23 protein-coding genes are annotated in these 26,605 nt (G+C 60.0%); 14 read left to right on the top strand and 9 right to left on the bottom strand.

What is annotated here, in order from left to right; translation table 11 throughout:
- Nucleotides 1-88 precede the first annotated feature (88 nt).
- Entirely contained in the window at nt 89-553 is a 465-nt protein-coding gene (bcp, locus tag BN1115_RS08455; RefSeq protein WP_042656812.1) for a thioredoxin-dependent thiol peroxidase, read from the bottom strand.
- 24 nt (nt 554-577) lie between these two features.
- Entirely contained in the window at nt 578-1,111 is a 534-nt protein-coding gene (locus BN1115_RS08450) for a glycine cleavage system transcriptional repressor (protein ID WP_042656811.1), read from the bottom strand.
- A 205-nt stretch (nt 1,112-1,316) separates the two neighbouring features.
- Here BN1115_RS08450 and dapA point away from each other — a divergent pair, with 205 nt between their 5' ends.
- From dapA to BN1115_RS08435, 3 genes are all read left to right on the top strand, one after another.
- Nucleotides 1,317-2,204, top strand: a complete 888-nt coding sequence (gene dapA, locus BN1115_RS08445) for a 4-hydroxy-tetrahydrodipicolinate synthase (RefSeq protein ID WP_042656810.1) — start codon at nt 1,317-1,319, stop codon at nt 2,202-2,204.
- The gene (gene bamC / locus BN1115_RS08440) at nt 2,197-3,324 is read left to right on the top strand and encodes an outer membrane protein assembly factor BamC (RefSeq protein WP_005349235.1); all 1,128 of its coding nucleotides are present in this window, start codon (nt 2,197-2,199) and stop codon (nt 3,322-3,324) included. Before dapA ends, bamC begins: the two co-directional genes overlap by 8 nt.
- Before the next feature lie 167 nt (nt 3,325-3,491).
- Nucleotides 3,492-4,595 (top strand): phosphoribosylaminoimidazolesuccinocarboxamide synthase, encoded by a 1,104-nt coding sequence (locus tag BN1115_RS08435; protein ID WP_040065098.1) that lies wholly within the window; start codon nt 3,492-3,494, stop codon nt 4,593-4,595.
- A gap of 128 nt (nt 4,596-4,723) precedes the next feature.
- On the opposite strand, the gene BN1115_RS08430 is transcribed toward BN1115_RS08435, so the two are convergent.
- Entirely contained in the window at nt 4,724-5,326 is a 603-nt protein-coding gene (locus tag BN1115_RS08430) for a short chain dehydrogenase (protein WP_021231956.1), read from the bottom strand.
- Between the two features lie 97 nt (nt 5,327-5,423).
- Between BN1115_RS08430 and BN1115_RS08425 the strand changes: the two genes are divergently transcribed.
- The 4 genes from BN1115_RS08425 to BN1115_RS08410 all read left to right on the top strand — a co-directional run bounded on the left by BN1115_RS08425 (nt 5,424) and on the right by BN1115_RS08410 (nt 8,344).
- Nucleotides 5,424-6,323, top strand: coding sequence for a LysR family transcriptional regulator (locus BN1115_RS08425; protein ID WP_042656809.1), 900 nt, complete (start codon nt 5,424-5,426; stop codon nt 6,321-6,323).
- Nucleotides 6,324-6,394: 71 nt separating this feature from the next.
- Nucleotides 6,395-7,036, top strand: coding sequence for a DUF2057 domain-containing protein (locus BN1115_RS08420; RefSeq protein WP_042656808.1), 642 nt, complete (start codon nt 6,395-6,397; stop codon nt 7,034-7,036).
- Nucleotides 7,037-7,109: 73 nt separating this feature from the next.
- On the top strand, nt 7,110-7,556 hold the full coding sequence (locus BN1115_RS08415; protein ID WP_042656807.1) for an HIT domain-containing protein: 447 nt from the start codon (nt 7,110-7,112) through the stop codon (nt 7,554-7,556).
- Between the two features lie 89 nt (nt 7,557-7,645).
- Nucleotides 7,646-8,344, top strand: coding sequence for a DUF3334 family protein (locus tag BN1115_RS08410; protein WP_042656806.1), 699 nt, complete (start codon nt 7,646-7,648; stop codon nt 8,342-8,344).
- A gap of 65 nt (nt 8,345-8,409) precedes the next feature.
- Here BN1115_RS08410 and BN1115_RS08405 read toward each other — a convergent pair whose 3' ends face one another.
- Nucleotides 8,410-9,408, bottom strand: a complete 999-nt coding sequence (locus tag BN1115_RS08405; protein ID WP_042656805.1) for a DUF2860 family protein — start codon at nt 9,406-9,408, stop codon at nt 8,410-8,412.
- Nucleotides 9,409-9,573: 165 nt separating this feature from the next.
- On the opposite strand from BN1115_RS08405, the gene arcB reads away from it, so the two are divergent.
- The 6 genes from arcB (at nt 9,574) to BN1115_RS08375 (ending at nt 21,461) form a co-directional block, all read left to right on the top strand.
- Nucleotides 9,574-11,886, top strand: coding sequence for an aerobic respiration two-component sensor histidine kinase ArcB (gene arcB / locus BN1115_RS08400; RefSeq protein ID WP_042656804.1), 2,313 nt, complete (start codon nt 9,574-9,576; stop codon nt 11,884-11,886).
- 51 nt (nt 11,887-11,937) lie between these two features.
- The gene (gene dgt, locus BN1115_RS08395; RefSeq protein ID WP_042656803.1) at nt 11,938-13,302 is read left to right on the top strand and encodes a dGTPase; all 1,365 of its coding nucleotides are present in this window, start codon (nt 11,938-11,940) and stop codon (nt 13,300-13,302) included.
- A 318-nt stretch (nt 13,303-13,620) separates the two neighbouring features.
- Nucleotides 13,621-13,824: a hypothetical protein gene (locus BN1115_RS08390; protein ID WP_042059910.1), complete on the top strand. Its 204-nt coding sequence runs from the start codon at nt 13,621-13,623 to the stop codon at nt 13,822-13,824.
- Between the two features lie 160 nt (nt 13,825-13,984).
- Nucleotides 13,985-18,253 carry an ATP-binding protein gene (locus BN1115_RS08385; protein ID WP_050070500.1) on the top strand — a complete coding sequence of 1,423 codons (4,269 nt, stop codon included), beginning with the start codon at nt 13,985-13,987 and terminating at the stop codon, nt 18,251-18,253.
- Complete coding sequence (locus BN1115_RS08380) at nt 18,234-19,445, top strand: EAL domain-containing response regulator (protein ID WP_042656802.1); 1,212 nt, start codon at nt 18,234-18,236, stop codon at nt 19,443-19,445. Before BN1115_RS08385 ends, BN1115_RS08380 begins: the two co-directional genes overlap by 20 nt.
- Nucleotides 19,446-19,484: 39 nt before the next feature.
- Entirely contained in the window at nt 19,485-21,461 is a 1,977-nt protein-coding gene (locus tag BN1115_RS08375) for a HAMP domain-containing methyl-accepting chemotaxis protein (protein ID WP_042656801.1), read from the top strand.
- Nucleotides 21,462-21,514: 53 nt separating this feature from the next.
- On the opposite strand, the gene rfaH is transcribed toward BN1115_RS08375, so the two are convergent.
- From rfaH to metN, 4 genes are all read right to left on the bottom strand, one after another.
- On the bottom strand, nt 21,515-22,015 hold the full coding sequence (rfaH, locus tag BN1115_RS08370) for a transcription/translation regulatory transformer protein RfaH (RefSeq protein WP_042059913.1): 501 nt from the start codon (nt 22,013-22,015) through the stop codon (nt 21,515-21,517).
- Nucleotides 22,016-22,111: 96 nt separating this feature from the next.
- On the bottom strand, nt 22,112-22,912 hold the full coding sequence (metQ, locus tag BN1115_RS08365; RefSeq protein ID WP_042059915.1) for a methionine ABC transporter substrate-binding lipoprotein MetQ: 801 nt from the start codon (nt 22,910-22,912) through the stop codon (nt 22,112-22,114).
- A gap of 25 nt (nt 22,913-22,937) precedes the next feature.
- The gene (locus tag BN1115_RS08360) at nt 22,938-23,591 is read right to left on the bottom strand and encodes a methionine ABC transporter permease (protein ID WP_042031786.1); all 654 of its coding nucleotides are present in this window, start codon (nt 23,589-23,591) and stop codon (nt 22,938-22,940) included.
- Nucleotides 23,572-24,615: a methionine ABC transporter ATP-binding protein MetN gene (gene metN, locus BN1115_RS08355; RefSeq protein WP_042656800.1), complete on the bottom strand. Its 1,044-nt coding sequence runs from the start codon at nt 24,613-24,615 to the stop codon at nt 23,572-23,574. Before metN ends, BN1115_RS08360 begins: the two co-directional genes overlap by 20 nt.
- A gap of 505 nt (nt 24,616-25,120) precedes the next feature.
- On the opposite strand from metN, the gene BN1115_RS08350 reads away from it, so the two are divergent.
- Nucleotides 25,121-25,576, top strand: coding sequence for a hypothetical protein (locus BN1115_RS08350; RefSeq protein ID WP_042656799.1), 456 nt, complete (start codon nt 25,121-25,123; stop codon nt 25,574-25,576).
- A 45-nt stretch (nt 25,577-25,621) separates the two neighbouring features.
- Here BN1115_RS08350 and BN1115_RS08345 read toward each other — a convergent pair whose 3' ends face one another.
- The gene (locus tag BN1115_RS08345; RefSeq protein WP_042656798.1) at nt 25,622-26,584 is read right to left on the bottom strand and encodes an IS1595 family transposase; all 963 of its coding nucleotides are present in this window, start codon (nt 26,582-26,584) and stop codon (nt 25,622-25,624) included.
- Nucleotides 26,585-26,605: the final 21 nt, after the last annotated feature.

Below are 26,605 nucleotides of genomic sequence, written 5' to 3'. Positions count from 1 at the left end.
GAGTTGGTGAGAAAAATCTGCAGGCGAGGGGCGGCTGGCCAGACAAAAAAGGCCTGCGTGGCAGGCCTGTCAATCACGCAGGGGAAGGTTACCCCTTGAGGAAATCCAGCACCACCTGATGGTGATCGCTGGTCTTGAACTTGTCGAAGTGGTGGGCAATTTTGCCCTCTTCGTCGATCAGGAAGCTCTGGCGGTGAATGCCGTCATACTCCTTGCCCATGAACTTCTTCGGGCCCCAGACGCCAAAGGCATCGGCGACGGCGTGGTCTTCATCGGCCAGCAGGGTGAAGTTGAGCTGGTCCCGCTCTTCGAACTTTTTCAGCCGTTTGGCCGGATCCGGGCTGATGCCAAGCACCACCACATTGCGGGCGGTCAGCTCGGCGTTCACGTCGCGCAGGCTGCAGGCCTGGGTGGTGCAGCCCGGGGTCATCGCCTTGGGATAGAAGTAGACCAGCACTTTTTTGCCGCGCAGGCCAGCGAGGCTGACCTGATTGCCATTCTGGTCGGGCAGGGAGAAATCGGGGGCGGGGCTGCCAGCTTGTAGTGGTTGCATGGGGTCTCCTCGGGTAAAACGCCCTCAGGCGTGTTTGCGATTGACGATAAACTCGAACGATTCGGCACCCAGTTGACGACAGAATTCGGCGAAGGCGGTTTGCGAACCTTCCACTTCACCCTTTCTGGCCAGATTGAGCTGAAAACTGATCTTCAGCAGGTTGAACGGCTGCTGCTCCAGGGTCATGGATTGCATCGCCTGGATGTTCCAGCCATGTTCGCTGAAGAACTGGGTGCACTGGCTTACGATGCCGGGCTCGTCGCGGATCAACAGGTCGGCACTGGCGCGGACGTCATATTGCAGGGACTGGTGGCGTTCGGTGCGTTTCATCATGGTGATGAGATCCCACTCCTGACTACGCAGGGGCAGGCTGATTTCGAGTTGCATCAAGCTGTTCCAGTCGCCCGAGAGCAGCATGATAAAGGTAAATTCATTGCCGAAGATGCCAAGGCGGCTGTCCACAATGTTGCAACCACAGCCACTGACGTGGCGGGTCACTTCATTGACGATGCCAGGCCTGTCCGTGCCGATGGCCGTTACGACCAGGTAGTGAGTCATAAATCTTCTCTCGTCCGTTATTTCGTTGCGAAAGCCGCGCTGGCAAGCCAACCCTCCGGCCCTGATGACCACTCCCTGAGGGGCGCTGCCGACTTTCATCCATTGCTTTTTGTGCCGGATGGTATCACGGCTTGCCCCCTCTCTCCCTTGTTTTTCAAAGGGGGCAGCTTTACCATTACGCCCCTGAAAATCGGGAGAAAAGTCCATGTTACGCGGTAGTATTGTTGCGCTCGTTACCCCCATGCTGGCTTCAGGTGAAGTCGATTGGGCCAGTCTGGCCAAACTGGTCGACTATCATGTCAGCGCCGGGACCAGCGCCATTGTTGCGGTGGGTACCACGGGGGAATCGGTGACCCTGAGCGAGCAGGAGCATATCGCCGTCGTTGAAAAGACCGTTGAGTATGCCGCCGGACGCATTCCCGTCATCGCCGGTTGCGGCTCCAACAATACCGCCCATGCCATTGAATTGACCAGACGACTGGCCAAAACCGGCGTGGTGGCGGGCCTCTCGGTGACCCCTTATTACAACAAACCCACTCAGGAAGGTCTCTATCGTCACTATTGTGCGATCGCCGAGGCTAGTGGTCTGCCCCAAATTCTTTATAATGTGCCCGGTCGAACCTGTTGCGATCTCAAACCGGAGACCGTGGCCCGTCTGGCCAAGGTTCCCGGCATTATCGGTTTGAAAGAGGCAACCGGCGATTTGAGCCGCACCCCGCTGCTGCGCGAGCTGTGCGGGCCGGAGTTTGCTCTCTACAGTGGCGATGATGCCACTGGTTGTGATTTTATGCTGCAAGGTGGCGATGGCGTGATTTCGGTCACCACCAATATTGCAGCGGCCCAGATGGCCGACATGTGTCGTGCTGCGCTGGCCGGTGATGCCGGGCAGGCGCATGACATCAACAATCTCTTGATGCCGTTGCACAAGACTCTGTTCTGTGAACCGAGCCCCACCCCGGTGAAATGGGCCTGTGCCCAACTGGGGTTGATTGCAACAGCCACCTTGCGCCTGCCGCTGGTTGACCTCACCCCCGAGGGCGAGCAGCTGATGGCGCGAGCACTGACCACAGCGGAGTTGATGGCGAGTGTTTAAATCTAATGGAAAGGGAAATAGAGCCCGTTTGGTGCTGAGCGTTGCGACTGTGGCCGTCTTGGCCGGTTGCAGCACCCCCCAGGATCGCAAAATGGCCAACCGCGACTTCGGTTATGAAGATGCCCGCCTCGAGGGCCGCGCGTTCTTGATCCCCGCAGGATTGAGTGCCCCCACCTTCAACAGCCAGTACGATATTCCGCCGCTTCCCGAGAGCAGCCGTGAAGGTGCCCTCGGCGCCCAAGTTGATGTGCGCCCACCCGCTCAACTGCTGACCGTGGTACCGGGCAGCCAGGTGGTGCAGAGCGCAACCGAACCGACCGTTGCCTTCTATGCCCTGAGCACCAGCCAGAGCGTGGAGCGCGATACCTGGTCGTTCCTGATGAACTTCCTGGCCAAATACAAGGTCACCACCGAGAAGCTGGATCAGCAGGATGGCGTATTGCAGACCGGTTGGTTTGACAACACTGTCGCCCTCGATGGCTGGGGTGAAGATGACGAAGACTTCAAAATCCGTCAGCGTTACCAGTTCACCGTGCGCAACGATGCCCAGCGCCACGCCGTCAACATGTCGGTTCGGGTGCTGGATCACGAAGAGACCATCGATGGCGAGACCAGCAACAAGCTGACCCCTGCCGATGCCCAGCGCTATGCTGCGCGAGTGCTGAACCAGTTCTCGCTCTATTACGACAGCCAGCTGAAAGCCCGCGAGCAGCACAAGTCCAACGATGGCATGGGTCTGCAACTGGGTCTGGACAACAACGAGCTGAGCGCCTGGATTGCCGAAGGCTCCTTTGATCAGGTGTGGCGTCGCCTCAACCAGGTACTGCCTGCTTACGGTTTCACCATCAAGGATACCCAACAGTCTCTGGGCTGGATCGACGTCGAGTACGAAGAGCCGGGTGCCGAGTTCTGGAAGGCGAAAGGGAGCGAGCCGTTCAAACTGGAGGAGGAGAAATACCGCTTCCAGCTTGGCGAAATGGCGGGAGGCAAGACCTCCATCACCCTGTTCGATAAGGACAAGAAGCCGGTATCGTCCGGGGTTATCTCCCAGATGTATATCAGCCTGTCCGAGGCGTTCGCCAAGGGGCTGGCCGATCAGGCTGCAGCAAAAGCAGAATAAATACAGGGGCCTTGTGCCCCTGTTTTGTTATCAAAATCCCCCTGAAAACGCGGGGATTCCGAGCGGTTTTCGATGATGCGAGCCCCCTTGCCAGCCCGTTGCAAACAGAGCGCGCAGGTGAGTAACTCGCGATGTTTACCCCCCACAAACAGGAAGTGTTATTAGCCATGAGTCTTGCAGATCAAGTATTGGCGGTGAATGACGATTTGCCGATCCGTACCGATAAACCTGTCCATTCCGGCAAAGTGCGCAGCGTCTACTGGTTGACCCCCGAAGACAGTGCCCGGCTCATAAAAGAGAAAGGCTATGATGTGCCGGCCGATGCGCCCCTCGCCCTCATGGTGATCAGCGATCGCATCTCGGCTTTCGATTGCATCTGGCAAGGTGTGGATGGCCTGAACGGCGTACCGGGCAAAGGGGCGGCGCTCAACGCCATCTCCAGCCACTGGTTCAAGCTGTTCAAGGAGAAGGGACTGGCTGACAGCCACATTCTGGATATTCCGCACCCCTTCGTCTGGATCGTGCAAAAAGCCCGTCCGGTGATGATCGAGGCGATTGCCCGCCAGTACATCACCGGCTCCATGTGGCGTGCCTACAAGGATGGCGAGCGCGAGTTCTGCGGCATCACCCTGCCGGAAGGGCTGAAAAAGGATCAGAAACTGCCGGAGATCCTCATCACTCCCTCCACCAAGGGCGTGCTGAAAGGGCTGGATGGCGTGCCGGAAGCCGATGACGTCAACGTCTCCCGTGCCGATATCGAGCGCCACTATAAAGGCTTCAACTTCAGCAAACCGGCCGACATCGACCGCTACGAAGTGCTGCTCAAAGAGGGCTTCAACGTCATCAGCGACGCGCTGGCCGGGCTGGATCAGATCTTCGTCGATACCAAGTTCGAGTTTGGCTACGTCCACGATGCCGCCGGCAACGAGAAGCTGATCTACATGGATGAAGTGGGCACCCCCGACAGCTCCCGTATCTGGGATGGCGCGGCCCTGCGCGACGGTCAGATTGTCGAGAAGTCCAAAGAGGGTTTCCGTCAGTGGCTGCTCAACCACTTCCCGGATCCGGACATCCTGCTCAACAAGAACCGCATGCCGGAACGTTTTGCCCTGGCCCGCGACAACAAGCTGCCGACCGAAGTGATGATGGATATCTCCAACACCTATGTCGGAATCGCCGAGAAGATCATCGGCCACAAGCTGGCGCGTTCTGCCAATCCCAAGCAGGAGATCATCGAGGTGCTGCGCGATCAGTACGGTCTGATCGACTAAGGGTTGCTCTCTTTTTTTGTCGTCAACAAACAAACGTTTGCTGATAGCGAAGGAGATAGGCAGAGAAACAGACGGGCCCCGCTACGGGGCCCGTTTTTATTGCTGGTCTGGCGGCAAGCGAGCGGCGATCAGCCGTTGACCCTGAACACCTGACCTGTCTGAATGCCCAACACCGACTTCTTGTAAGCCTGCGCCACCTTGGCGGCTGGCACCGGCACGAACCCCGGGAAGAAGTCGGCGTATTTGTCCATCGACTCCGCCAGCACGGTCGGGCTTACCACGTTGATGCGAAGGCCTCTGGGTAGCTCGCAGGCGGCCGCTTTCACAAAGTGATCGATGGCGCCGTTGACGGTGCTGGCGCTCACGCCCCAGTTGATCGGCTCCTCGCTTAGAATACCGCTGATCAAAGTGATGGAACCCTTGTCAGTTAGATAGGGAATGGCGGCTCGGGTCAGGTTGATCTGGCCCATCAGCTTGCTCTCCAGTCCCACCTGCCACTGCTCGTCGGTCATCTCGGTCAGGCCGTTGAAGGCCACGCTGCCGCTGGCGACAACCAGTGCATCAAACTGGCCCACTTGGGCAAACAGCGCCTTGATGGAGGCGGGATCGCGCATGTCGACCGTGGCATCGCCACGGCTGTGGCCGACCCGGATCACCTGATGATCTTTGGCAAGCAGTTCACTGACCGCGGAGCCGACGGTGCCGGAGGCACCCACAATCACAATTTTCATCTGCATCACTCCTGGTTGGGATGTATCGATTCTAGCGCAACATAAAATGCGAAAAAGCGCGTAAAATAAACCCATTGTTTCCATATTGGAGCTAATGATGGATATCGCCCATCTGGCCAGCTTTTATGAGGTGGTGCTGCGCGGCAGTTTCTCGGCTGCGGCCGATACGCTGGGGGTCAGCAAGGGGATGCTGAGCCGCCACGTCAGCGCGCTGGAGTCCTCCCTCAATGCGCAACTGTTGCAGCGCACCACCCGCCGCCTCAGCCTGACCGAGGCGGGCAAGACCCTCTACCAGCAGGCGGGGGAGATCTTCGCGCTGGCGCGGCAAGCGGAGCAGGATATTCAGGCGCTGACTGAAGAGGATGGTGGCCGCCTGCGTTTTACCTGCCCGGTCAGCACCGGCGATCGCATGGTGAGCGAGCTGCTGACCAGCTTTGCCGCGCTCTGCCCGGGGGTGGAGGTGGAGCTCAACTTCACCAACCAGATGGTCGACATGAGTCAGGGGGAGAACGACATCGCCCTGCGCGCCATGAACGAGGTGCCGGACAATCTGGTCGCACTTCCTCTTGGCCGACTTAAGGATGTAGTGGTGGCCAGCCCCGCGCTTGTAGCGAGAGAGGGGCGTCCAGCCACTCCCTATGAGCTGAGCGGGCGCAGCTGCCTGTTGCAGGGGCACAATCCGGCTTGGGAGCAGTGGCACTTTATCCGTGAGGGGGAAGAGGCCCACATTCTGGTGCAGGGCAAGGTGCGAGCCAACCACTACAGCACCGTGCTGCAATTGGCGCGCGCCGGTATGGGCTATGCCAAGTGCCCGCTGATGCTGGTGGAATCGCTGCTGACGGCAGGAGAGCTGGTGACCGTGCTCGACGAATGGCAGAGCGGGCTGCATCAGCTCCATGTACTGCATGCCCAGCAGCGGCGGGTGCCGCGCAAGATCCGGCTGTTCAAGCAGGTGCTGGCCCAGTGGTTTGCCGAGCGACCCCGCTACCTGCTCTGAGCCGCGTTATTTTTCTGTCATCTTCGGCTGCTACCCTGCGCCCATCATCGGCATCAGGAAGATCAGCGGGAATGAAGAGCAATAGAAGGTTGACCGGGTTTGTGCTGCTCTGTGCAGCGTTGGCGGCGGGCAGTGCGCAGGCTGTGGTGGAAGTGAAGGTGCCGGAGAATTTTCGCATCCTCGCGGTGAGCAACGGCACCCTGCAGGATGAGCAGCATGCCACCCTGGCGGATGGCGAGCAGCAACTGCTGGTGCGCTTCGAGGGGGTGATCCCCAGTCGCAGCAGCAGCGAGAATGACCGGCAGGTGCGCTCCGAGCCGCAGGTGGTGCGCTATCAGGGCAGCAATCAACATTTGCAGCTGATGGCCAGCGTACCGGGAGACGAGCGGGGGATGCAGGCGTATGCCAAGGCACCAGTGGTAGCGCTGCAGGAAAATGGCCGGGCACTTGCCATCCAGCAGGATGCGCTGGTGACCAGTGGCATGCTGCTTGGGGTGGACTGGAACGGCAAACTGGCTGAATACAACCGCAGCGGTGGCAAGGCTGCGCTGACGGCCGTCGCCGTTGCTGCGCAGCCAACGGCTACGCTCGCCAGCGGGGCACAACCCGTTGTGGCTGCCAGCGAGCTGGAAGGGCAGTTACAGCAGTTGTTCCTGCAGGCCGATCCGGCCCTGCGCAAGCGCTTTATCGGTTGGGCCGTGCCGCAGCTTTAAGTTTTCCGCCCGTTGCAGTAACGTGGACACTCCTTTTTCAGGCGCTCTGTTCATCGTACTCAACGAGGTTTTCATGTTTGAATTGCATTCACGCCTGCAGGCAGATACCCGGTGGCTCGGGGATCTGCCCCTCTGCCGTGTCTTGCTGGCCAAAGACAGCCAGTATCCCTGGCTGATCCTGGTACCGCGAGTGGCCGATTTGCGGGAAATTCACCATCTGGCGCCGGAGCAGCAGCAACAGCTGATGCAGGAGTCCTGCGCCGTTGCCGCCCTGATGGAACAGGCCCTCAGCCCGGACAAGATCAACATAGGGGCGCTCGGCAATCTGGTGCCGCAACTCCACCTTCACCATGTCGCCCGCTTTGCGACAGATCGTGCCTGGCCCGGCCCCATCTGGGGAGCTCATCCGGCCGTGCCTTACGAGCCACAAGTTTTGGCGCAGCAGGCCGATACATGGCGTGCCCGGCTCGCCAAGCTGAGCGGTTTCACCCCTGTGGCTGCTGATAACGGAGTCAACTGAGAGGCGTGTCGCTATTTCAGTCTCCGGGCCGCGCCATCTGTTAGAGTTATGGTATAGATAAGCCCATTTTCGATGTTCAGGAAGGTCCCATGATAGTGACAAGATCCGATGACGATGCCGTATTGACCACAGAGGATGTGCTGCTCAGCCTGTGCAACTCGGTGACGGACGTTTTGAGTGCCGCGACCATGAGTCAGGTGCGTTTTTCCGGCATGGTGCAGCGGATCAGCAAGACCTGCCTCAAGCCCGATATCGGCTGTTTCGTGCTGTTCGATGGCGGTTTTTCCGGTCTGGTGGTGATCAACTTCTCCGCCGCCGCCGCCATGGAGCTGTACGAGAGCTACATGCTCAGCATGGGGCTCTCCAAGGAGGATCTCGCCATCTCCCACACCTCTGACGAGGTGAGCAACGTGATGGGCGAGCTGATGAACCAGATCGTCGGCAGCTTTACCGTCAAGGTGGGCCGGGATCTGCAGACCCACATCACCCAGAACCAGCCGAAGATGCTGGCCCTCAACAAACAGGTGATGCTGAGCGTCGATACCAATCTCGACAGCCCGGAGTCCCGCCGCGTCACCTTCTTCACCGCCCGCAACAACATCTTCTATCTGGAGCTGGCGATGGATAAAACCGAGTTCATCCGCATTCACAATGAGGGGATGGAGCATGAGGAGCTGGATCCCGATGCGCTGATCGCCCAGACCAAGCTGGATGCTGCCAAGCCGGTTCAGGCAGCAGCCCCGGTCGCCAACGATCACGACGATCTGCTCGACTCCCTCGGGATTTGAGGCGCAAGCCAGACGACATCAAGGCCACTTTCGAGTGGCCTTGTGTTTTTGCGCTGTATCGGGGGTCAGAAGTTGTAGAGCAGGCCGGTGCTGAAGCGGGTGGCTTGTGAATCGTAGAAGCTGATATCTGAGCTGGATTTGCCATACGCCGCGCTGGCGGTCGCCGAGAGGGCGCTAACGCCAAACAGGTTGTGCCAGAAGAAGATGGCGTTCGCCGCAAACTCGTCGGCATCGGCGTACTGGCCGAAGAGGGGGTTGGCCTCGTCATAGTTGCTCTGGCCGAGGTAGAGGTTGCTGACAAATGACCACTGGGCGCCCCGCTTGGCATAGGTCAGCTGTATGCCGCTCTGCTTGTAGCGCTGGGCGCGCCCGTCGAGATCCGCATCGCGATAGATCAGCGCGGGCTCAATCACGTGGCCGCCGCTCAAGCGCCACTGATAGGAGAGTTCGAGGGCGTGGATCTTGCCGTTGCGATCGAGGGCTGAGGCGTAGTTGGTATGGTGGATGGCGTCGTATTGCTGGCCGCTGCGCTCTTCATCCACGTCGATGTTGCGGGTGGTCAGGCTGCCATTGAAATTGCTGCCCCAGATATTGTCCCAGCTTGCCCGCACGCCGGTCGAGTTGATGTCGGTCGAGCTGCGGGCCACCCCCACGGCAAACGGATCGCTCCACTGCTCGGTTGGCATGGCGCTGAACACCAGCGAGCCGCCGACAATCCCCTTGTCCCCCAGCTCCTGCCGCAGCCCCAGTTGCTGGGTGAAGTCGAAGCGAATGGCATCCTGGATCAGGTTGCCGAGAAAAATTTGGGTGCGGGTATCGGCAAAGGTGTAGCGGATGTCGGCATTGATCAGCGGCGTGACGGCCGAACTGCTCTGCGGGCTGCCCAGACCGGAGAGGGTGTTGTGGTCATCATCGCCGCTGTAGAAGTTGGATTCGTAGTTGACGACATTGATGCCGCCCAGCAGAAAACCGGACCAGCCGGACTCTTTGGGTATGCTTCCCAAATCGGCATGGGCGCTGTTGGCGACAAGCAGGCCAAGGCCCAGCAGAGAGATGTGACGCATCGAAGTGTTCTCCTGATCCGATCGTTCGGGATGAAAAGATGAGGTTCAAGTTGCCGACATTCGTCAGCCAGCTCACAGAATCGTGACGCAACGGGATGAGATAAAGAAGAGTTCCCCCTGTTGTGCTGGTATTCTGTACCGCGAATATCGGGGGAAAACAACAAGATGAAACAGATTAAATCCTGGGCGCAATATTACGTCGATCTGATGACCAAGCTGGGACTGGTGCGATTCAGCATGTTTCTGGCGGCGGGCATCATAGTGCTGGCAGTCGCCATCCAGATGGGGGTTACCCTGTTCCTGCGCGGCAATATCGATGTGATCGACTTCGTTCGCTCGGTCTTCTTCGGCCTGCTGGTGACCCCCTGGGCCGTCTATTTTCTCTCCATCGTGGTGGATCAGCTGGAGGACTCCCGCCAGCGGCTGACGCGCATGGTGCGCAAGCTGCAGGATATGCGCGAGCGGGATCTGGAGCTCAATACCCAGTTGCAGGAGAACATCAGTCGCCTCAATGCCCAGATTGCCGAGACCAACCGGGCCGAGAGCCTGCGTCTGCAGGCCATCGAGGATCTGGAGAACGAGGTGTTCCAGCGCGAAAAAGCCCAGCTCCATCTGGGGGAGCGCACCGCCCTGTTGCGATCCTTTATCGACTGTTCTCCCGATCTGGTCTACTACCGCAACGAGGATGAGCAGTTCTCCGGCTGCAACCGCGCCATGGAGGAGCTGACCGGCAAGGTGGAGGCGGAGCTGATCGGCCTGACCCCGTTCGATGTCTACAAGCAGGAGATCGCCAACAAGATTGTCGAGACCGATCGGCAGGTCTTCGCCAGCAACGAGCCGCTCACCTACGAACAGTGGCTGGAGTATCCCGATGGCCGCAAGGCCTATTTCGAGCTGCGCAAGGTGCCCTTCTTCGATCGCTTCGGCAAGCGGCTCGGTCTGCTCGGCTTTGGCCGCGACATCACCGAGCGCAAGCAGTATCAGGACAAGCTGGAGAAGGCGAGTCGCGACAAGACCACCTTTATCTCCACCATCAGCCACGAGCTGCGCACCCCGCTCAACGGCATCGTGGGCTTGAGCCGGATGCTGATGGATACCCCCCTCGATCCCAAGCAGCATCAGCAGCTCAAGACCATCCACCTGAGCGCGGTGACTCTGGGCAATATTTTCAACGACATCATCGATCTCGACAAACTCGACCGGCGTCGCCTCGAAATCGCGCCGACCCGCATCGACCTGCCCGCCTTCCTCGACGAGCTGGAGACCCTGTCGCGTATTCAGGCGGAGCAGAAGGGGCTCTATCTGCACTTCGATCGCGACGGTGACATGCCGCAATTCGTGATGGCCGATGGCACCCGCCTGCGTCAGGTGTTGTGGAATCTGGTGGGCAACGCGGTCAAGTTTACCGATGAGGGGGGGGTCACCGTGCGCTGCCTCGCCCATCCTGCCGACGAACCGGGCAAGCTGGCCCTGCACTTCGAGGTGGAGGATACCGGAGTCGGCATCCCGCGCGCCCAGCAGGAAAAGATCTTCGCCATGTACTATCAGGTGCAGGGCAAGAAGCACGCCACCGGTACCGGCATTGGGTTGGCTGTCTCCCGTCAGCTGGTGCAGGCGATGGGTGGCCAGCTCTATGTGGACAGCGATCCGGGCGAGGGCTCCTGCTTCACCGCCGAACTGGAAGTGGCCTGTGCCGAGCCGGTGCTGGCCGAGCCGGAAGAGGAGATGCCTTCCCTCGATATCCTGCTGGTGGAGGATGTGGAGCTCAACGTGACGGTGGCTTGCGCGTTGCTCAACAAGCTGGGTCATCAGGTGCAGGTGGCACGGGACGGTACCCAGGCGCTGGCGATGGCCAACCCGGATGACTTTGACCTCATTTTGCTCGATATCCAGCTGCCGGACATGACCGGCTTCGATGTGGCGGAAAAACTGCTGGCGCGTTATGGCGACAGCCTGCCACCCATGGTGGCGCTCACCGCCAACTCCACCGGCGATCGCCAGTACTACCGGGATCACGGCATGCAGGATGTGATCAACAAGCCGCTCGGCTCCAAAGCGGTGCGGGAGGTGATTGGCCACCTGTTTGCCGGTCTGGCCGAGGATGAAGCGGACGAGCAGGCGGATGCGGGCAATCAGGATGCGCTGCTGGACTTGCCCTTCCTCACCGATTACGCCGATACCGTGGGCAAGCCGGTGCTGCTCTCCAGTGTCGATCTGTTCGAGAAGATGATGCCGGACTACATGGCGGTGCTCGACTCCAACATGATTGCCAAGGATCAGGCCGGCGTGGTGGAGGAGGCGCACAAGATAAAAGGGGCGGCAGGCTCCATCGGCCTGCGCCGACTGCAGCAGACGGCCCAGCTGATCCAGAGCCCGGATCACCCCGCCTGGTGGGAAAACGTGGAAGACTGGATTGAGACGCTGCGCCGCGAATATCCCGGCGATATCGCTCGTCTGCGGCGCTGGTTGTTGTCTTGAGGCGGGTGGTTGTCATGAGTCTGAGGGACGTTGCTGGCAAGGAGCTGCAAGATGTATAGCCGTTTGATTACCCCCGCGCGCATCCACTCCTGGGGTGACGAAGATCTGCTGGAGGCGACCGAGCAGGATCGCGCCCGCATCGTGCAGGCCGCGCCGGTGCGCCGGTTGCAGCAGAAGACCCAGGTCTTTCCGCTCGATGTGAAGGCCTCGGTGCGCAGTCGCCTCACCCACTCGCTGGAGGTGCAGGAGACCGGTCGCCAGATCAGCCGCCGTATTCTGGCCGCCTTGCCTGCAGGCATGGTCTGCGAAGGGGCCTTTATCAATCTGGTGGAGATGTCCTGCCTGCTCCATGATGTGGGCAACCCGCCGTTTGGCCACTTTGGCGAGCAGGTGATGAGCCAGTGGCTCGGCGAGATGCTCGATCCCCTCTATCAGCAGGCGCTGGCGCAGCCCCCCTCGGCCCAGTGGGCTGAATTGCGTCAGGATCTGCAGCTGTTCGATGGCAACGCCCAGAGCCTGCGGCTGGTGCATAGCCTGCACGAACTCAACCTGACGCTCGGGCAACTGGCGGCGCTGTGCAAATACCCGCAGCAGCCCCAGCCGGGAGTCCACTACGGCCAACATCATGGCTGGAGCAGCAAGCGCGGCATCTTCTTCAGTGAGCAGCCGCTCTACCGCGCCCTCGGCCAGAGTCTGGGGCTGGCCCCCGGCTGTCGCCATCCGCTGGTCTACATCATGGAGGCGGCGGACGACATCTCCTACTGCATCGCCGATCTGGAAGATGCGGTGGATCGGCGGATCCTGACACTGTCAGAGCTGCTGGTGGCATTGCGCCGTGCTGATGGAAGCGACTATCTGGCTACGTTGCTGGATGAGGCATTGGCCTCTGGTCGGGGCTTTTTCCCCCATTTTCGCCAGCAACTGACCCGGGATCTGGTGGCGCTGGCGGCGCAGAGCTATGTCAGCGAACATCAGGCCATTTTGCGGGGCTCCTACCCGCAAGCACTGCTGCACGGTCAGGCGCCGGCGGCGCGGGTGCTCGATATCCTCAAGCAGGTGGCCCGCGAGCTGGTCTTTATGCGCCCCGAGGTGGAAGCGCTCGAGCTGGAAGGGTATGCGGCGCTGCGCGGGGTGCTGACCAGTTATGCCTGCCTGTTGGCGCTGCCGGCGCGGCAATTTGCCCGCCTGCTGGCCGGGGAGGGGAGTCAGGATCTCTTCTTCGCCCGTCGCCTCTATCACCGCCTCTCGGCCCGCCACCTCAAGGCCTACCGGCTGGCGATCGCCACCCCGGACTCGCGCTTTGCCTGCCAGCATGAGCAGGAGTGGTATTACCGGGTGCGGCTGCTGCTCGACTACGTCAGCGGCATGACAGATACCTATGTGCTAGAGGAGTACAGGCTGCTCTCCGGGATCTGATGCCCGGGGTTACCCCTGGTCAGGCAGCATAAAATGCCAGGAAAACGTTTAAAAAGGAGTCGCAGGAGGCTTGTTTTAAATTCGGATATTTTTTAGACTTCTGCAACCTGTTCAACTTTTACCCGGTAAGGAGACGAATATGCAACATCTGATGCTCAATATTGCATTCTCTCGCGGCACTGCGTGCGGCGTGAAATCTCGTGCTCTTTTACCGCGTGGCGTAAACAGGTAACCCCTGTCTTTTTATCACCCGCGGTTCGTCCCGCAGGGTGATATCCACTTTCTCCGGGAGAACCGCATGTTCTACTGGAGAATGTCATGTCTATCGAACTGGTTTTACTGCGCAGTGTTGAATCCCTGGTCCAGAGAAGGATTGCCCGGGTCGAGCGTCGTCTCGTGCAGGTCAATCTGTCACCCGCCCTGCTCAGGGATATCGGGCTGGAAGGGTATCAGGGTCAGATCTCCCTCGTTCGCGAGCGGGAGTATCAAACCGGCTTCCGACTCGGGAATCGAATAACCTGATGGAAGGGGCCTGTATGGCCCCTTTCTTGGCATTGATGGCAGACCCCGGTCTGCCATTTTCATTTGATTAAGCTGTGGTTAAGTTAAAGCGCGAATATCCATTCGCGAATTTTGCGAAATTCTCTATTATTTGCGGCCGACTTTTCTTTGGATTCAGGTTATGAGCCGCACTCGCCGTTTATTTCAGTTTATATTCCTGCTGCTATGGTGTGTGCTGGGACTGGGCGAATCTAAAGCAGGGCTTAATCCATTGGCGCTTACAGAGGCCGAACGTCAGTGGAGCGCGGCCCATCACGAGCTGATCATCGGTATGCCGATGATGGGCTCGCCCCCTTATAGCTACAAGGATGCGGTACAAGGGTTCAACGGTCCGGTGCCCGAGATGGCGCTACTGATCGCCAGAGCGCTCGGCTTGCCCCTGCACTACAAGGAGTTCACCTCCTATGACGAGGCGCTGAGCGCGTTGCAGGCGGGCAAGGTGCATATCATCATCAATTTTCAGCCCGGAGATCAGTGGGAAAACCAGATAGCCTCGGTGCCCTTCCCGTTCTTCATTCCGCAGGGGGTGCTGCTGAATCGCACGCTCACCCGGCTCTCTCTTGACGAGGCTCGCAAGCTTAAATGGGTCTGCATGGTCGGGACTGACTCCTGTGGCCAACTCGAGGCGCTGGGTCTGGTGCCGGTCAAGGCGGTGGAGCGGCGCAGCGAAGCCACCTTCATGCTCAAGCAACAGCTGGCGGATGCCTATCTGGCGGATATGCCATCGCTATTGTCGGAGCGGGCACAAAACCCCAATGCCGGTTTCTCGATTGTCAAACCGCAGTGGGCGCCGGTCTCCTCCCTGTCCGTCAATATGCTGCGCAACAACCCCGGGCTCACCAGCCTGATAAACCGGGTCATGCCCGAGCTGCCGGTGACGGATATGCGTCCGATCCTTGAAGCCATCAATGGGGGGCAGACTACGGCATCGGGGGAGATCACCACGGTCAAATTTACCCCCGAGGAGCAGGCGTGGCTGCGCACGCATCCGATCTTGCGCTACGGCATCTCGCCGCACTGGGTCTCGATGAGCGAGTTCAATTATCGTGGCAAGCTGGTGGGCTACGTACCCGATATGGTGGCCCTGCTGCGCCGCTACTCCGGGCTGGAGTTCTCGCTGGTGCGTACCGAATCCTGGCGAGAGACCCAGAATTTGCTCAAAAGCCACCTGATCGACTTTATTCCGGTGATGAGCCCGTCGGCAGAGCGTGAGCATCTGGGGATTTACACCCCCAACTACATGTTTGTTGACCGCGTCATCGTGGGAGGGAGAGAGAGCAAAAACCTCTCCGACATCGAATTGGTGCGAGGCACGCGGGTCGGCATTGTGGATGCGTCCATTGACGAGGAGCTGTTAGCCTCGCTGGGGGCAATTCCGGTGGAGGTGAAGGATGACAGCCGCCTGCTGCGCCTGCTCGATGAGGGGCGGGCCGATTATGTGCTGCTCACCATGACCACCCTGCCAGCAGCCCTGGGGCGAGGCTTTGAAGATCGCTATCGAGTGGTCTACTCCGGGCAAAACTTGCGTCTTCCCGGCGCCATGGGGGTATCCCCTGCCGACCCCATGTTGCAGCAGATCCTGACCAAGATCCTCTATGCCATCCCCCAGCACGAAATTGACAAGCTTGAATCCCGTTGGTTGACAATGCGGCTGCAGACCGGCCTGGATACCCGCACCGTGGTGTTGTGGTTTCTGGTCTGCGCGGGGGGGGCGCTGGTGTTCTTTACCATCTTCTGGCACTGGAACCAGACGCTGCAGCGGCAAAATGATCAGCGAAAACAGGCCCAAAAACAGCTCAACGAGCAGCTGGCCTTTGTCCAGACGCTGCTCAACTCCTTGCCGAGCATGGTGGCACTGCGGGATCGCCAACAGAACCTGACCCTCTGCAACAAGGCGTACCGAGAGGCCTTTATCGGCGCCGAATCCGGCGGGGATGGCTGGAGCTATATGCAGACCGAGGAGCGGGAGCAGATGCTGCGTGAAGAGCTCTCGGTCTGGGAGACTGGCGCCATGTATGAAGGTGCCGGCTTTACCCGGCGGATCGATGACTCCCAGTTCCATGTGGTCTATGTCAAGTTGCCCTATCGGGGGCCTGACGGAAAAATCCAAGGGGTATTGACCGTACTGACCGATGTCAGCGCCCTGAAAGCCGCCGAAGACAAGGTGCGCGAAGTGGAGGCCATGCTGCGGGACATGACCGACAGCATGCCGGGGGTGGTGTACCAGTATCAATGGCACCGTTCGGGTCAGGGGCGTTTTCTCTATGTCTCGCAAGGGGCGGGGGAGACGCTGGGGGTTCCCTCCCAGGCCTTGATGTCCGCCAAGTCCGAATGGAAAGCCTTTGGTGTCAGTGAGGAGGCTTTGCAGGAGTTCACCCGTCGGGTAGCCGCCAATGCGCCAACACTGACCCCTATCGACTGGGAGGTCAAGGTGCCCCATTCTGGTGGGGAGCGTTATATCCAGGTGCGAGGCAGCTTTGTGGAGCAAGGGCCGGATACCCTGCTGCTCAACGGCATGGTGCAGGACATCACGGCCCTCAAGCAGCAGCAGTATGAGTTACATGAGGCCCGCGCCAGCGCCGAACAGGCCATGCAGGCCCGCAGTCGCTTTCTGGCCACCATGAGCCATGAGCTTCGCACGCCGATTTCGGGGATGCACGGCATGCTGGAGCTGCTGCGGATGAGCAACGTGGACGATGATCAGCGCTATCTGCTGCGCAACGTGGTCACCTCGACCAACAACCTGCTCTATCTGGTCAACGATATCCTCGATTTCTCCAAGATCGAGGCGGGCCAGCTTCATCTGGATTATCAGTCGAGCCCGTTGCAGTCGGTGATTTGCGATGCGGTTCGTGGTCATGCCGCCCAGGCCCATGGCAAGGGGTTGCAAGTCGAGTTCAGCTGGGAGAGCGAGGTGCCGGATCGGGCGGATATCGATGCCATCCGGGTGGCGCAGGTGGTCTCCAACCTGCTGAACAATGCGGTCAAGTTTACCGAGCGCGGGGTGATTGCCATTCGCGTCAGGTATCGGGATCAGCAGCTCGCCATCACGGTAGCCGACTCCGGCATCGGGATCGCCGAGGAGAAGCAGGCGCTGCTGTTCACCCCGTTCGAGCAGCTCGACTCCGATATCAATCGTCGTTATGGCGGCACCGGGCTGGGATTGGCCATTTGCGATCAACTGGTGCGCAAGATGGGGGGCTCGCTGAGCCTCAATAGCCGGGCCGGTGAGGGGGCCAGCTTTTGCTTCACCATCCCGCTGAGCAACCCCCACTGGGATCTCCCGGCGCTGACTGGCAGCGAGTGGTGGTATCTCGGTGACGACCACCTGCTGGAACAGACGATGGCGCGGTTGGGGGCCAAATTGCACCCTATCGATGCCAACCGGTTGGCTCGGGGGGTCAATGGCCTGCTGCTGGCCGACGAGCGCTGGCTGGCGCGCGATCTCGGCCACAACTGGTTGGAGCGGGTGCAGCAGCCCGGGCTCAAGGGGATCGTCTTCTCCCCTGACGAGGTGCTGCGCACCCGGCTGGGCCCGGCGCGCTGGTGGCGGCTGGGGCTTTCCCCTCTCTATCCGGACCTGCTGCTGGAGAGTGGCCGCGAGTTGCTCTGCGGGGTCGTCAATCCGGTGATGGCAACACATGCCGACAAGTTGAACGGTCGGGTACTGGTGGCGGATGACCATCCGGTCAACCGGGCCCTGCTGGAGCGCCAGCTGGGGATCCTGGGGGTCGAGTGCGTGGTGGTAGAGAACGGCGAGCAGGCGCTGCAGGCCTGGCAGGCAGAGCCCTTCTCGCTGTTGCTGACCGACTGTCACATGCCGGTGATGGATGGCTATACCCTGACCAACACCCTGCGGGCCAACGGCGATCAGGCCCCCATCATAGGGGTGACGGCCGATACCTCGGAGGAGGCATCGGCCCGCATGGTCGCCGCCGGCATGAACGGCATGCTGATCAAGCCTTATATGCTGGAAGCGCTGCGCCAGACGCTGGTGCAGTGGCTGCCAGCCTGCGCAGCCGTGACGCCGGAGCCGCTCACCGGCGCGTCGGCGCTGGCTGCCCGCTGGATGGCGCTGTTTGGCGATGAAGAGGATGCCAGAGCCATGGCCAGCGAATATCTGGCCTCCAATCTGCTGGATCGCGAAGAGATGATGGCGGCGCTGGCGGTCCGCAACGGGGACGCGTTGCTGGAGATCGCTCACCGCATCAAGGGGGCCGCCCGCATGGTGGGGGAGTGTGCCCTGGCCGAACAGGCCGAACTGCTGGAGAGTGCCGCACGGCTCAAGCAGCTGGATGAGTTTGCCGTGCTGGGGCAGGAGGTTGATCTGCTGATCAACCGGGTTACCTACGAGACAGGATTATGGCTGAATGAACAAGCGCGAGCATGAAGTGGTCATCATGGTGGCTGAGGATCACACCTTTCAACGCAAGGCGCTGTTGCATCAGATCCGCGGCCTGGGCTATCGGCAACTGCTGGAGGCGCGGGACGGGGTGGAGGCGCTGGCGCTCTGCCAGCAGCAGAGAGTCGATATCCTGCTCTGTGACCTGCGGATGCCCGGCATGGATGGCATGGGTTTGCTGCGCCGTCTCTCGCAGGCGGGCTTTCGCGGCGGCATCATCCTCTCCAGCGCACTGGAGGGAGATGTGGTCGAGGCGGTGCTGCGCATGAGCGCCGCCTATGGCCTGCATGTGCTGGGGCGGCTCGACAAGCCCGCCCGGCCGGGGCAACTCGCACAGCTGATTCAGTCATGGTCTCCCGCCCGGGAGCCCTCCCGTCAGGAAGAGGGGCACAGGATCGATCTCGATCAACTCAAACGCGGCATCGAGCAGCAGCAGATCTTGCCCTGGTATCAGCCGAAGGTGAGCTTCGCCACGGGTCAGTGGGCCGGGATGGAGGCGCTGGCTCGCTGGCAGCATCCTGAATATGGACTCATCTCGCCGGGACTCTTTATCCCGATGGCGGAAGAGCACGACCTGATTGCCCCCCTGACCGAGATCATCATTGGCAAGTCGTTGAGTGATGCCCACCTGTGGGGGGAAACCGGATTGTCGATCAATCTGTCGATGAATCTGTGTGCCAGCTCCCTCAATGACGGCAGTCTGTGCCAGACCCTGATTGACCAGTGTCGGCACTGGAGTGTGGATCCGGCCCTCATCACCCTGGAGGTGACCGAGAGTGCTTTCATTCGTGACATCGGTGCCATGCTGGAGGCGCTGACCCGGCTGCGGATGCACGGTTTTGGCCTCTCCATCGATGACTTTGGCACCGGCTACTCCTCGATGCAGCAGCTGGCGCTGCTGCCCTTTACCGAGCTGAAGCTGGATCGCTCCTTCGTCGATCGCTGCCATGCCGATCCGGCGCACCTGGCAATTATCGAGTCCAGTATCGAGCTGGCCCGCAAGCTCGGGCTCAAAACGGTGGCAGAAGGGGTGGAGGACGAGGCGACCTGGAACCTGCTGGCCAGGCTAGGCTGTGACCTCTGCCAGGGCTTTTTCTCCGCCCGCCCGATGCCGCACAGTGAGTTGGCAAGTTGGCACCGGACTTGGCAAGATAGATTGCCTACACTGATATCTATCTGATTCTGTTGGCTAGCTCCCCCCGTTTGAACAAGGATGTTCATGAAAATCTCAAGCAAGCTGTTGCTCAGCTTCGGTTTTATCAACCTGCTGATCCTGCTCTCCTCCACCCTGGTCTATTACCGGCTCACCCAGATCAATCAGGCCCAGTACACCCTGCTGGAGCAGGCGTTGCCCGCCCTGCAGCGGGATGAGGCGAGCCAGAAGGCGCTGGTGGCGACTGTCTCTGCCCTGCGTGGCTATCTGATCCTCGGCAAGGATCCGGCTCAGGCCTCCCGCCTCAAGCAGGAGTGGGAGTCGGCCTGGCAGGCTATCGCCCATCAGACGTTCAGCCCGGCGCTCGCCCAGTCTCTCGAGACCTTCAAAAGCCATCAGGAGAAGGTGTGGGCCATCGCCCAGAGCGAAGAGAATCTGCCTGCCCACACCCTGATGCTGCAGGAGGCGGGGCCGCTGGCGGAAGCGGCGCTCGATCAGCTGCAATCCTTTGCCAATGAAGAGGTTGGCACTCCTCAGGATCAACTCTCCGGCGATCGCCGCATGCTGCTCAAGCAGGTGGGGGATGCCTACAACAGCCTCGCCAACGCCCTCTCCGCCCTGCGGGATTTTCTCATCTCAGGCGATCCCGAATACCGCAGCAAATATCAGGATTACTACCAGTTTCACCAGCAGCGGGTGGCCGAGGTGCAGCAGCAAGCCGCGCTCTTTACCGAGACTCACAAGAGCCTCTGGCAGCTGTTTGAAGAGATGGCGACTCCCTTCTCCGAGCTGGTGGGGCAGGTGATCGAGAAGCGCCAGGCGCCGGATTGGGATAAGGCCAACTACCTGATGGCTACCGACATCGAGCCGATGCAGTTCACTCTCAGTGAACAGCTGGTCCAGCAGGTGGGGAAAACTCGCGCCGAGGTGGCGCAGATCTCGGCGCAGATGACCCGTGCCGGGAGCGCCATCAACCAGACCCTGCTGCTGGCTACCGGCAGTGCCATCGTGCTTGGCATGCTGGTCGCCTGGCTCTTTAGCCGCCGTCTGACCCGTGACATTGCCAGCCTGGTGACCCGGGCGGGGCAGGTTGCCGATGGCCGACTGGCGGCCGAGCCCTTGCCGATAACGGGGCAGGATGAGTTGGGAGAATTGACTGGCTCTATCAACCGGATGTCTGTCCAACTGCGCCAGTTGGTAGGTGAGTTGCAGGGGGCGGTGGGGCATGTAGAAGAAGCCTGTGGTGAGGTAGGCAGCACCACGCGGGCCATCGTCGTGGATTTGACGGTGCAGGATCAGCGGGTCGATGCGGTGGCGGCGGCTATCGATCAGATGTCGGTCAGCGCCCGGGATGTGGCCGGCAATATCACCGCCGCGGCAGGTGGCGCCCAGCAGGTGCAGCAGCAGACCCGACAGGGGCAGGCCGCGCTGGCGCGGATGACCGACGCTATGCAGCAAATTGCCGCCATGATTGGGCAGGCCAACGAGGCAATGGGGCTGCTGGCGCATCAGAGCGAACAGGTGGGGCAGATCACCGAGGTGATCGCCACGATCGCGGAGCAGACCAACTTGCTGGCCCTCAATGCGGCGATTGAGGCGGCGCGGGCTGGCGAGCAGGGACGCGGGTTTGCGGTGGTGGCTGATGAGGTACGCCAGCTGGCGACCCGCACCCATCAATCAACCGCCGAGATCAGTCAGACCATTGCGGCCATCTCCCAGCAGACTCGCCAGACGGTGAGTACCGTCAGCAGCGGTACCCGGCTGGTGGAGCAGGGGCGGGAGGTAGTCGGCTTGGTGACCGATATCCTGAGTGCCATGAACCAGCTGGTGCAGTCGCTGTCGGGCCAGCTGGAAGCCATTTCGGTGGCGACAGAGCAGCAGTCGCGGGTGGCCGCCGAGGTGGCCGGGACGGTCGATGACATTGCCGCGCTCAGTCGACAATCCTGCCAACGCAGTCAGCAGGGGGAGGAGATAGTGGCCAGACTGGCTGGCGATACCGGCAAGCTGACGGCGGTGATCGCCCGCTTTGATCTTGAGGCATGAGATGGCGGGATCACCCCGCCCTTGCCATTTATCCGGTCGTTTGGACTGTTGGTTTAGTCCAGCCGTCTGAAGGCGTGGTTATCGAAGCTGCTGGTGGTCTCGCGATTGAGCAGGCTGACCAGTAAAATCGCCCGTTTGTCCCCATCAGGTTCCATATAGATGGCTTCGAAGCCAGCCAGTGGCCCCTCTTCAATCAACACCTTGTCGCCCGAGCAGGGCAGGTTGGCGTAGCAGGCTCGTGCCTCGTCGCTGTCATCACGGCTCATCAGCTGATAGACCAGCTTGCTGCTGATCGGGGTCCATTCACTGCCAAAGTGGATGATCCGGCTGATGCCACGGGTCGATTTCAGGGTGACCGGTGTCACCTCTTCCAGATCGACGAAGATAAACAGATAGTTGGGGAACATGGGTTCCCGTACCGGAACTCGCTTGCCCCGGCGCAGCTTCTCGATCTCCACCATGGGGTAATAGGATTCGATACCCTGGGCATCGAGGTGGGCGCGGGCGCGGGCCTCTTCTTTTGGCTTGCAGTAGGCCAGATACCATTTTTTCATGTTATGAGTATGTTCGTGTTGCCGTGCTCGCGGATATGATAGCGGCGCCAATAAAAAAGGCCACGCATTGCGTGGCCTTTTTTGCCAAGTGAGCAATTACCAACCTTTTACCAGGCCGCCCTTGAACAGCTCCAGACCCTTCTTGTAGACCTCGTCGGTCTGATAGGACTGGACGAACTGTTTGACCTTCTCGTCATCCTTGTTGTTGTCGCGAGCGACGATCAGGTTGACGTAGGGGGACTCCTTGTCTTCAACAAACAGGCCGTTTTCGGTCGGGGTCAGACCAATCTGACCGGCGAAGGTGTTGTTGATGATGGAGAGATCCACATCTTCCAGTGAACGGGGCAGTTGGGCTGCTTCCAGTTCGACAATCTTGAAGTTGCGCGGGTTGCTGGCGATATCCAGCACGGTGGCTTCCAGACCGGCGCCATCCTTCAGGGTGATCAGGCCCTGTTTGGCCAGCAGGATCAGCGAGCGACCCAGGTTGGTCGGATCGTTCGGTACCGCGATCTGGGCGCCATCTTTCAGCTCGCTCAGCGCCTTGATCTTCTTGGAGTAACCGGCGATCGGGTAGACGAAGGTGTTGCCAACCGGCACCAGCTTGAAGCCGCGATCACGCACCTGCGCATCCAGATAGGGTTTGTGCTGGAAGGCGTTGACGTCGATGCTGCCATCGTTCAGCGCCACGTTCGGGGTGACGTAGTCGGAGAAGTTGACGATCTCGACGGTCAGACCGTATTTCTCTTTGGCGACCTTGGCCGCCACTTCAACCAGCTCGGTCTCCGGGCCGGCAATGGCGCCCACTTTCAGAACCTTGCTCTCTTCTTTTTGACCGCAACCGGCCAGAACCAGACCAGCCAGCAGCGCAGCTGCAACGGATTTGATGCCAAATTTCATAAAACCTCCTGTCAGAAATCGACGATTAACGATGATCACATTTGTGGACCAGGCGCTCACCCGCGCTCTGGATAAGTTGAACCAGTACTACCAGGATAACCACGGTCACCAGCATGACGGTCGGGTCAAAACGCTGATAACCATAACGAATACCCACATCCCCCAGACCGCCGCCACCGATGGCCCCGGCCATGGCCGAGTAGTTAACCAGCGTGACGAGGGTAATGGTGACGCTGTTGAGGATGCCGGGCAGAGCCTCGGGCAGCAGCACCTTGGTGATGATTTGCAACGGCTTGGCGCCCATCGCCTTGGCCGCTTCCAGCAGGCCGTCCGGCACCTCCATCAGGGCCCCTTCCACCAGACGGGCGATGAAGGGGATGCAACCCACGGTCAGCGGCACGATGGCGGCGATGGTGCCGATACTGGTGCCGACAATCAGCCGGGTCAGCGGAATGATGGCGACCAGCAGGATGATAAAGGGCACCGAGCGACCCACGTTGACCACCATGCCCAGAGTACGGTTGAGCAAGGGGTTTGCCAGGATCTGGCCCGCTTTGGTGACGTGCAGTGCCACGCCAAGCGGCAGGCCCAGCAGGCAGCCGAACAGGGCGGAGGCAAACACCATGATCAGGGTGTCGCCCAGGGCCGTGATGAGCAGATTAATCATGGCTTCGGACATAACCCATTACCTCCAGCTGAATGTGGTTGTCGATGAGGAACTGCTGGGTTGCCTCGCACTGGGCTTCATCCCCGAACAGCTCGGCCAGCAGGAAACCGAATTTGACGCCACCGGCGTACTCGATGTCTGCGCTCAGAATGCTGATGTCGATATTGAAACGGCGGCTCGCCTCGGAGATCAGCGGCGTATCGACCGTGCTGCCGGTAAAGCCGAGCTTCACCAGCGGGTAGCTACCCGGCACCCGCTCGCTGCTCATTCGATCCTGATACTCCTGCGGTACCTCCAGATGGATGGTGGAGTGGATGAAGTCACGGGCCAGCTGGGTCTTGGCATTGCTGAAGAACCAGGCCACTTCGCCTTGCTCAATCAGGCGGCCGTCGCTGATGATGGCCACTTCGTCACAGATCCCTTTCACCACGTCCATTTCATGGGTGATGAGCAGGATGGTGAGCCCCAGCTTGACGTTGATCTCCTTGAGCAGGGTCAGGATCGAGCGGGTGGTCTGCGGGTCGAGGGCCGAGGTGGCCTCGTCACAGAGCAGCACCTTGGGGGCCGGTGCCAGTGCGCGGGCAATGGCGACACGCTGTTTCTGACCGCCGGAGAGCTCGGACGGATAGGCATGGGAACGGGCTTCCAGCCCGACCAGCGCCAGCAGTTCGGCAACCCGTTGCTGGATCTGCTCTTTGCTCCAGCCTGCCAGCTCCAGCGGAAAGGCGATGTTGGCAAACACGGTGCGGGAAGCGAGCAGGTTGAAGTGCTGGAAAATCATCCCGATCTGGCGGCGAGCCTGGGTCAGATCCCGTTCGCTCAGGGCGACCAGATCCTGGCCATCGACAATCACCTGACCCTCTGTCGGGCGTTCCAGCAGGTTGACACAACGAATGAGGGTACTCTTGCCGGCACCGGAGGCACCGATCACCCCGAAAATTTTGCCTTGGGGTACATGCAGACTCACATCACGCAGGGCGTGCACGGCGTCACTGCCTGTACCGTAGACTTTGTTGAGACCTTTCAACTTAATCATGGATTCTTCCGTGCTAACAGCCTTACAGCACAGGGCGCTACAGGCGGGGAAATTGGGCAGAGGTTCCACTGGGTTACTCTGCCATCATGGAGGATGATGCTAAGATGTCTGGATGGCCGTGTCAACGCATGTTTTTACGTCTAGACGTCTAAAAAAGTGATAAGGATATCTGTCTGGTGGATAACGATCAGGGTGGATATGTCTCGCATCCAGATCCTGTTTCGCCAGCTTGGCATATGGCCGAATTAAAGATGGTTTATATCGGGTAGACGCTGGTTTTATTAGTGTGTCAGCCCGATGTCACTCATGTCAGGTGTCGAGCCTGAAACGCCATCATAGTTGCACAAATAGCTGCACAAATCGTTCCCTATTCGCGACCGGATCACCTGTCCGCCCCTTTGTCGGCGTCAACCTTGATGCAGCGCAAGGGGGGCTCGGATAGGGATTGGGTCGGTTGCGCTTGTTTTTTATACTGATGATGCCGACAAGCATGGAGGGCAGTGCGATGAGATTCCAACAGATCAAAGAGTTGCTGCACTATCTTGAACAGGTTCATCACCAGCTCGGACTCTGTTACGGGCGATTGACCAGTCAGGTGGACAGCGAACGCAGCCGGATGTTGCTGGTCTATCTGCAAGGGCGTGAGGATGCGGCCAGTGCCCATCTGCACGAATATGCAGCTCAGCTGGGAGAGGCGGTCAGGGATACCTGGCTGAACCAGAGTTTCAGCGAGGATATGCTGCCTGCCATTACCCGCTTCGAGCTGCCGGCATCAGTCCAGACCCAGGATATCATCACTCAGGTATGCCGCTGGGAAGAGCAGCTGGTGGGCGAGCTGAGCCATCTGGCCCGGGAGTGCCCGACACCGGCCACCACCGCCTTGCTCGAGAATTTGGCCGGGCTGGAGCAGACCCGCCTGACCCGACTGGTGCACGGGGTACACCGACTCGATGACATGTAACGGGTGATAAGCGCCAAACACGCAAGATAGCGGTCAAACAAAAGGCTATGTACCAATTACGTGTTGCATAGGGCGCCCCAGCGCCTCATGCAAACATGCTTTGATATTTACGCCCCTCCCGTAACGCTCCAGCATCCTGCGCCAACCCAGGTAATTCTTCAGGTAGTGCGTCGCCACGCCATGGAACCGCTCCATCCACTCTTTCAACCGATGGTGATACCCGTTCACGTGCTGGATGTGATACGCACCGACCACCCGTTCGCCTTGGCGATTGTGCACTACCTGATGGGTTACGCCCTGCTCTTTACTGAAACAGGCATACACACCCGCACCATCGCTACACAGCACCGCATCCGGTAACACCAGCGGCTTCAACACCGCGATGACCGTCTCGGCATTCATCTGCTCCAGCTGAAAATCCGCATGGTGGCCTGCTCGGTCTTGCACCACTATCACCGGGATGTAATCCGGCCCGGTTCCACGAGCTCGACCTTTACCTCCACGATGTCGCGGTGGACGCGGCAGTCCCCACTGCCCCTTGCACGACTCGAGGAAGAAGGTCTCATCAACCTCAACGATGCCCTCTTCCCGTGTGGCTTGATGAGCTGCCATGGCCCGCAAGAAGCGGTGACGCCAGAGGAACGCGGTGTTTTTGCTGACCCCACAGCGCCGCGCTGCTTGGCGGACGGTCAGTCCTTCAATGAGGGCTTGCGCGTAGTCTTCCCAGCACTGGGCTTTACGCAATCTGGCTAAGGGCGTCTTGGTGAGGATGGAGCTTGTGCGCAGACACTGTTTGCAACGGTAGCGGCGTAGTCCCCGACTCCATCCCCAAGGCGCCAGCTGGGTGACATCGGCCTGACAACGTGGGCAGCCGCTGCATGCAGGTAACTGGGTATTGAGCGAGGTAATGGTGTGGGGGGCAGTGAGTTCCTGCTGAGCAACACGGCGCTGGCGCAGGGTTAACTGGGGAAATAGTGACAACAGGTGTTGAAAGGCTGGGGTATCCATGATGGTAGACCTCAAGGTGAT

Source organism: Aeromonas allosaccharophila (assembly GCF_000819685.1).
Lineage (GTDB): Bacteria > Pseudomonadota > Gammaproteobacteria > Enterobacterales > Aeromonadaceae > Aeromonas > Aeromonas allosaccharophila.
This window is presented reverse-complemented; position numbering and strand designations above follow the sequence as displayed.

Excerpts from the sequence above, each read along its gene's own strand:
- bcp (WP_042656812.1), bottom strand. The coding sequence starts at position 553 with ATGCAACCACTACAAGCTGGCAGCCCCGCCCCCGATTTCTCCCTGCCC.
- BN1115_RS08450 (WP_042656811.1), bottom strand. The coding sequence starts at position 1,111 with ATGACTCACTACCTGGTCGTAACGGCCATCGGCACGGACAGGCCTGGC.
- dapA (WP_042656810.1), top strand. The coding sequence starts at position 1,317 with ATGTTACGCGGTAGTATTGTTGCGCTCGTTACCCCCATGCTGGCTTCA.
- BN1115_RS08435 (WP_040065098.1), top strand. The coding sequence starts at position 3,492 with ATGAGTCTTGCAGATCAAGTATTGGCGGTGAATGACGATTTGCCGATC.
- BN1115_RS08430 (WP_021231956.1), bottom strand. The coding sequence starts at position 5,326 with ATGAAAATTGTGATTGTGGGTGCCTCCGGCACCGTCGGCTCCGCGGTC.
- BN1115_RS08425 (WP_042656809.1), top strand. The coding sequence starts at position 5,424 with ATGGATATCGCCCATCTGGCCAGCTTTTATGAGGTGGTGCTGCGCGGC.
- BN1115_RS08420 (WP_042656808.1), top strand. The coding sequence starts at position 6,395 with ATGAAGAGCAATAGAAGGTTGACCGGGTTTGTGCTGCTCTGTGCAGCG.
- BN1115_RS08415 (WP_042656807.1), top strand. The coding sequence starts at position 7,110 with ATGTTTGAATTGCATTCACGCCTGCAGGCAGATACCCGGTGGCTCGGG.
- BN1115_RS08410 (WP_042656806.1), top strand. The coding sequence starts at position 7,646 with ATGATAGTGACAAGATCCGATGACGATGCCGTATTGACCACAGAGGAT.
- BN1115_RS08405 (WP_042656805.1), bottom strand. The coding sequence starts at position 9,408 with ATGCGTCACATCTCTCTGCTGGGCCTTGGCCTGCTTGTCGCCAACAGC.
- arcB (WP_042656804.1), top strand. The coding sequence starts at position 9,574 with ATGAAACAGATTAAATCCTGGGCGCAATATTACGTCGATCTGATGACC.
- dgt (WP_042656803.1), top strand. The coding sequence starts at position 11,938 with ATGTATAGCCGTTTGATTACCCCCGCGCGCATCCACTCCTGGGGTGAC.
- BN1115_RS08390 (WP_042059910.1), top strand. The coding sequence starts at position 13,621 with ATGTCTATCGAACTGGTTTTACTGCGCAGTGTTGAATCCCTGGTCCAG.
- BN1115_RS08385 (WP_050070500.1), top strand. The coding sequence starts at position 13,985 with ATGAGCCGCACTCGCCGTTTATTTCAGTTTATATTCCTGCTGCTATGG.
- BN1115_RS08380 (WP_042656802.1), top strand. The coding sequence starts at position 18,234 with ATGAACAAGCGCGAGCATGAAGTGGTCATCATGGTGGCTGAGGATCAC.
- BN1115_RS08375 (WP_042656801.1), top strand. The coding sequence starts at position 19,485 with ATGAAAATCTCAAGCAAGCTGTTGCTCAGCTTCGGTTTTATCAACCTG.
- rfaH (WP_042059913.1), bottom strand. The coding sequence starts at position 22,015 with ATGAAAAAATGGTATCTGGCCTACTGCAAGCCAAAAGAAGAGGCCCGC.
- metQ (WP_042059915.1), bottom strand. The coding sequence starts at position 22,912 with ATGAAATTTGGCATCAAATCCGTTGCAGCTGCGCTGCTGGCTGGTCTG.
- BN1115_RS08360 (WP_042031786.1), bottom strand. The coding sequence starts at position 23,591 with ATGTCCGAAGCCATGATTAATCTGCTCATCACGGCCCTGGGCGACACC.
- metN (WP_042656800.1), bottom strand. The coding sequence starts at position 24,615 with ATGATTAAGTTGAAAGGTCTCAACAAAGTCTACGGTACAGGCAGTGAC.
- BN1115_RS08350 (WP_042656799.1), top strand. The coding sequence starts at position 25,121 with ATGAGATTCCAACAGATCAAAGAGTTGCTGCACTATCTTGAACAGGTT.
- BN1115_RS08345 (WP_042656798.1), bottom strand. The coding sequence starts at position 26,584 with ATGGATACCCCAGCCTTTCAACACCTGTTGTCACTATTTCCCCAGTTA.